Raw genomic sequence first — 5,240 nt, forward strand, 5'->3', positions numbered from 1 at the left:
GCCCTGGAACCAAGCCGGTTCCAGGGCCCTTCGTCAGATCTCAGCGGGCGCCGCTCACGCCTTCGTGAGGTCCTCGACCTCTTCCTCGGGTTCCCGGCCCGGGGTGGTGAGGTTGAACTTGGTGATCACGAAGCGGAAGAGCACGTAGTAGACCACCGCGAAGCACAGGCCGATCGGGATGATCATCCATGGCTTGGTCGCGAGGTTCCAGTTCAGCGCGTAGTCGATGAGACCCGCCGAGAACGTGAAGCCGTCATGGACGCCGAAGGCCCAGGTGATGCTCATCGACAGGGCCGTCAGCACGGCGTGCACCGCGTACAGCAGCGGGGCGATGAACATGAACGAGAACTCGATCGGCTCGGTGATGCCGGTGACGAACGAGGTCAGCGCGAGCGAGACCATCATGCCCATGACGGCCTTGCGGCGCTCGGGGCGGGCGCAGTGCGCGATGGCCAGGGCGGCGGCCGGCAGGCCGAACATCATGATCGGGAAGAAGCCGGAGGTGAACAGTCCGGCGCTCGGGTCGCCCGCCATGAAGCGGTTGATGTCGCCGTGCACGAGCTGGCCGGCCGCGTTGGTGAAGTCGCCCAGCTGGAACCAGGAGACGGTGTTGACGAACTGGTGCATGCCGACCGGGATCAGCGCGCGGTTGATCAGACCGAACAGGCCCGCGCCCGTGGAGCCCAGGCCCGTCATCCACTCGCCGAAGCTGGTGATGGCGTCGCCGATCGGCTGCCAGCCGACGACGACCAGGACGCCCATGGCGGTGCCGACGAACGCCATGATGATCGGCACCAGGCGGCGGCCGTTGAAGAAGCCCAGCCACGCGACGAGCTTGGTGCGGTGGAACCGCTGCCACAGGACCGCGCTCAGCAGACCCATGATGATTCCGCCGAGCACGCCGGGGTTCTGGTACGCGGCGGCGACCGCGTCACCGTGCGCCGGTATGCAGGCCCCGGTGAGCGAGCTGGTGGAGGCGAACTTCGAGCCGTCCGCGCACGCGATGGGGAACTGGTGGATCACCGAGTAGTAGACGAGGAATCCGGTGACGGCGGCGAGCGCCGTCGAACCGTCCGCCTTCTTCGCGAAGCCGATCGCGACGCCGATGCAGAAGAGCAGCGGCAGGCCGAGGGAGGAGTCGAAGAGGATGCCGCCGGCGCCCGCGAAGACCTTGGCGACCTTGTCCCAGCCGAGGCCGTCGGGGCCGAAGACGTCGGGCTGTCCGAGGCGGTTCAGGATGCCGGCTGCGGGGAGGACCGCGATCGGCAGCTGGAGACTGCGGCCGACCTTCTGTAGTCCTTGGAACAGCCCGGACCCCCGCTTCTTCGCGGGTGGCGCCGTGGCGGTGGCCGTGCTCATCGGATTCCTCCAGGTGAGGCGGGCGCTCGGGGAAAAGGGACGGCCCGCATTTTGGTCTACACCATTCAGTGGTTTAGACCTGTTGTAACACGTGAGGACCACATAAAGGAATCCATGATTCACCGCTTTACACAACACACGCCAAACAACCCCCGAGCCAACGGACTTGGGGGCTGATGTCCACAGGTCCCACCACTCAGGGAAACCCCAGGTGAGAGCCGTACGAACGTACGTACCGGCGCCAGTGCTCCCGCACCGGCGCTAGCGCACGTTCTCCTGCTCGATCTCCTCAGCCAACTCCTCCGGCTCCCGCCCCGGCGTCGGCAGATTGAACTTGGTGATCGCGAAGCGGAAGACCACGTAGTAGACCACCGCGAAACACACCCCGATCGGAATGATCAACCAAGGTTTGGTCGCCAGACTCCAGTTAATGACGTAGTCGATCAAACCGGCCGAGAAACTGAACCCGTCATGCACGCCGAATGCCCACGTCACCGCCATCGAGACACCCGTCAGCACCGCGTGCAGCCCATACAGAACCGGCGCGATGAACAGGAACGAGTACTCGATCGGCTCGGTCACCCCCGTCACGAACGACGTCAGCCCCACCGACAGCATCATGCCGCCGACCACCTTGCGGTTCTCCGGCCGCGCACAGTGCGCGATGGCCAGCGCCGCCGCCGGCAGCGCGAACATCATGATTGGGAAGAACCCCGAGGTGAACTGCCCCGCACTCGGATCACCCGCCAGAAAACGGTTGATGTCGCCATGCACCACCGTGCCGTCCGGCTTCGTGAAATCGCCGAACTGGAACCACATGAACGTATTCAGGAACTGATGCAGCCCGATCACCAGCAGCGCCCGGTTCGCGACGCCGAAGATGCCCGAGCCCGTCGACCCCAGATCCGTCAGCCACCTGCTGAAACTCGTCAGCGCGTCACCCACCGGCGGCCACACCCACAGACAGACGACCGCCACGACCAGCGCCACGAACGACATCAGAATCGGCACCAGCCGCCGGCCGTTGAAGAAACCCAGCCAGTCCACCAGCCGCACCCGGTGGAACCGCTGCCAGAACCACGCGCTCAGCAGCCCCATCACGATGCCGCCGAACACCCCCGGATTCTGATACGAGGGCAGATCCGCCGACGACCCCTTCAGACACGTGCCCGCCGTGAACTCCGCACCGCCCGAACAGTCCGGGAACTGATGCAGGATGTTGTAGTAGACGAGAAACCCCGCGACAGCGGCCAGCGCCGTCGAACCGTCCGCCTTCTTCGCCATCCCGATCGCCACACCCACGCAGAACAGCAACGGCAGCCCCAGCGACGAATCCAGCAGCGCACCGCCCGCGCCCGCGAAGACCTTCGCCACGTCGTCCCAGCCGAGCCCCGTCGCACCGAACACATCGTCCTGGCCGAGCCGGTTCAAGATGCCCGCGGCAGGCAGCACCGCGATCGGCAATTGCAGACTGCGCCCCATCTTCTGCATGCCCTGGAACAACCGCTGCGGCCACGGCTTCCGCGCCCCGGACCGCTTCCTCGGGCCCGCCGCTGCGGCGTCTGCACTCATCTGCGTCCTCCCGGACGTCGCTGCTCTCCAGCACACTTGCCGCCTGCCGCATACTGGTGTAGACCACTGCGATAGCGACGCGGCCCCACCCGGAGCGCGGCACCGGATAGCCGCCATCCTCAGCCGGATGGCACGCCGACGCCCACATAGTTGGGCCATCCGTGCGTTAACGTGTGAAAACCGCTCGGCGGCGCCGCCGAAGGGCCGAGACAACAGGAGTGCACATGGCCAGCAAGGCTGAGAAGATCGTCGCCGGGCTCGGCGGCCTCGACAACATCGAAGAGGTCGAGGGCTGCATCACCCGCCTGCGCACCGAGGTCGTCGACCCCTCCCTCGTCGACGAAGCCGCACTCAAGGCCGCCGGCGCCCACGGCGTCGTCAAGATGGGCACCGCCATCCAGGTCGTCATCGGCACCGACGCCGACCCGATCGCCGCCGACATCGAAGACATGATGTGAACCGCTGAACCCCACGCGGCGCCTTCCGCGGACTTCCCGAAGGGCCCCCTCCACCGCGCGCCCGCCCGCGAGCACGCACCGGAACGGGGCCCTTCGCGATGCCGATAGGCTCGACCCCATGTCTCGCATCGACGGCCGCACGCCCGACCAACTCCGCCCCATCACCATCGAACGCGGCTGGAGCAAGCACGCCGAAGGATCCGTCCTCGTCTCCTTCGGAGACACCAAGGTCTTCTGCACCGCCTCCGTGACCGAGGGCGTCCCCCGCTGGCGCAAGGGCAGCGGCGAGGGCTGGGTCACCGCCGAATACTCCATGCTCCCCCGCTCCACCAACACGCGAGGCGACCGCGAGTCCGTACGCGGCAAGATCGGCGGCCGTACGCACGAGATCTCCCGCCTCATCGGCCGCTCGCTGCGCGCCGTCATCGACTACAAGGCGCTCGGCGAGAACACCATCGTCCTCGACTGCGACGTCCTCCAGGCCGACGGCGGCACCCGCACGGCGGCCATCACCGGCGCATACGTCGCCCTCGCCGACGCCATCGCCTGGGCCCAGGGCAAGAAGATCATCAAGGCCGGGCGGCAGCCGCTGACCGGTACGGTCAGCGCCGTCAGCGTCGGCATCGTCGGCGGCGTACCGCTCCTCGACCTCTGCTACGAGGAAGACGTACGCGCCGACACCGACATGAACGTCGTCTGCACCGGCGACGGCCGCTTCGTCGAGATCCAGGGCACCGCCGAGGCCGAGCCGTTCGACCGCACGGAGCTCAACTCCCTCCTCGACCTGGCCGTCGCGGGCTGCGCCACACTCGACGCCGCCCAGCGCGAGGCGCTCGCCGCGAAGCTGTGACGCGATAACGCCGTGACGGGGCGGCGGAGCAACCCTCGGCGGGGGAAAGCGCGTTCCTAGGGATGCGGGAGACGGGCGTACGCACGCCCGTACCCCGCATCCGCTGCTTCCGGGAGGGGACCCCGCCATGACCACCGAGCGCCCGCGCCGCCGACGGCGACGCCGCGTCACCACCACCGCCGTCACCGCCTGTGCCGTGCTCGTGATCGCGGTGCCCCTCATATCGGCGTGCGACCCCGTCGACAAGGCGGTGGACTGCGGACGGCTCGCCTCCACGCTCTCCGACGACGTGAGCGACCTCGTACGCACCGTGCACGACACGTCGGCGGGCTCCGACGAGGCCAAGAAGTCCGTGGACCGGCTGAACAAGGACCTCGGGCGGCTGGCGAAGTCGGACGACGAGTCGGTGAAGAAGTCGGTGAGCGCGCTGCGGAAAGCCGTCGACGAGATCGACGACGCGGTCGCCGACAACCGGCGCCCCGACCTCTCCAGCCTCAAGGACGCGACCAGCGGCCTCGTCAAGACGTGCGCACCTGGATAATCGGGCCCCATGCACCGTCTGATCCTCGCCACCCGCAATGCCAACAAGGTCACCGAGCTGCGCGCGATCCTCGCCGACGCCGGTCTGGACGTGGAACTCGTGGGCGCCGACGCCTACCCCGAGATCCCCGACGTCAAGGAGACCGGCGTCACCTTCGCCGAGAACGCGCTCCTCAAGGCCCACGCGCTGGCCCGCGCCACGGGCCATCCGGCTGTCGCCGACGACTCCGGCCTCTGCGTCGACGTCCTGGGCGGCGCGCCCGGCATCTTCTCCGCCCGCTGGTCCGGCACCCACGGCGAGGACCAGGCCAACCTGGACCTGCTCCTCGCCCAGCTCGGCGACATCGCCGACGAACACCGCGCCGCCCACTTCGCCTGCGCGGCGGCCCTCGCCCTCCCCGACGGCACCGAACGCGTCGTGGAGGGCCGCCTGGAGGGCACCCTCCGCCACACCCCTGCGG

Annotated in this window: 6 protein-coding genes; 4 read left to right on the forward strand and 2 right to left on the reverse strand. The window is 68.1% G+C overall.

The features are described 5' to 3' along the window. Window positions 1-54: 54 nt before the first annotated feature. Window positions 55-1,359, reverse strand: coding sequence for a PTS transporter subunit EIIC (locus ACFU99_RS31970; RefSeq protein WP_384398676.1), 1,305 nt, complete (start codon window positions 1,357-1,359; stop codon window positions 55-57). Window positions 1,360-1,620: 261 nt separating this feature from the next. Next, window positions 1,621-2,931 (reverse strand): PTS transporter subunit EIIC, encoded by a 1,311-nt coding sequence (locus ACFU99_RS31975; protein WP_384398678.1) that lies wholly within the window; start codon window positions 2,929-2,931, stop codon window positions 1,621-1,623. 173 nt (window positions 2,932-3,104) lie between these two features. Between ACFU99_RS31975 and ACFU99_RS31980 the strand changes: the two genes are divergently transcribed. The 4 genes from ACFU99_RS31980 to ACFU99_RS31995 all read left to right on the forward strand — a co-directional run. Beyond that, the gene (locus ACFU99_RS31980; RefSeq protein ID WP_363226884.1) at window positions 3,105-3,389 is read left to right on the forward strand and encodes a PTS glucose/sucrose transporter subunit IIB; all 285 of its coding nucleotides are present in this window, start codon (window positions 3,105-3,107) and stop codon (window positions 3,387-3,389) included. A gap of 118 nt (window positions 3,390-3,507) precedes the next feature. Further along, the gene (rph, locus tag ACFU99_RS31985) at window positions 3,508-4,239 is read left to right on the forward strand and encodes a ribonuclease PH (RefSeq protein WP_384398681.1); all 732 of its coding nucleotides are present in this window, start codon (window positions 3,508-3,510) and stop codon (window positions 4,237-4,239) included. A 127-nt stretch (window positions 4,240-4,366) separates the two neighbouring features. Then, window positions 4,367-4,780, forward strand: coding sequence for a hypothetical protein (locus tag ACFU99_RS31990; RefSeq protein ID WP_384398683.1), 414 nt, complete (start codon window positions 4,367-4,369; stop codon window positions 4,778-4,780). Window positions 4,781-4,789: 9 nt separating this feature from the next. Next, a partial coding sequence (locus tag ACFU99_RS31995) for a non-canonical purine NTP pyrophosphatase (RefSeq protein WP_384398685.1) occupies window positions 4,790-5,240 on the forward strand: 451 nt, incomplete at its 3' end.

The organism is Streptomyces sp. NPDC057654 (assembly GCF_042800135.1).
Lineage (GTDB): Bacteria > Actinomycetota > Actinomycetes > Streptomycetales > Streptomycetaceae > Streptomyces.

Bases quoted from the DNA above. Each gene is read 5' to 3' on its own strand.
- ACFU99_RS31975 (WP_384398678.1), bottom strand. From the start codon at position 2,931: ATGAGTGCAGACGCCGCAGCGGCGGGCCCGAGGAAGCGGTCCGGGGCG.
- ACFU99_RS31990 (WP_384398683.1), top strand. From the start codon at position 4,367: ATGACCACCGAGCGCCCGCGCCGCCGACGGCGACGCCGCGTCACCACC.
- ACFU99_RS31970 (WP_384398676.1), bottom strand. From the start codon at position 1,359: ATGAGCACGGCCACCGCCACGGCGCCACCCGCGAAGAAGCGGGGGTCC.
- rph (WP_384398681.1), top strand. From the start codon at position 3,508: ATGTCTCGCATCGACGGCCGCACGCCCGACCAACTCCGCCCCATCACC.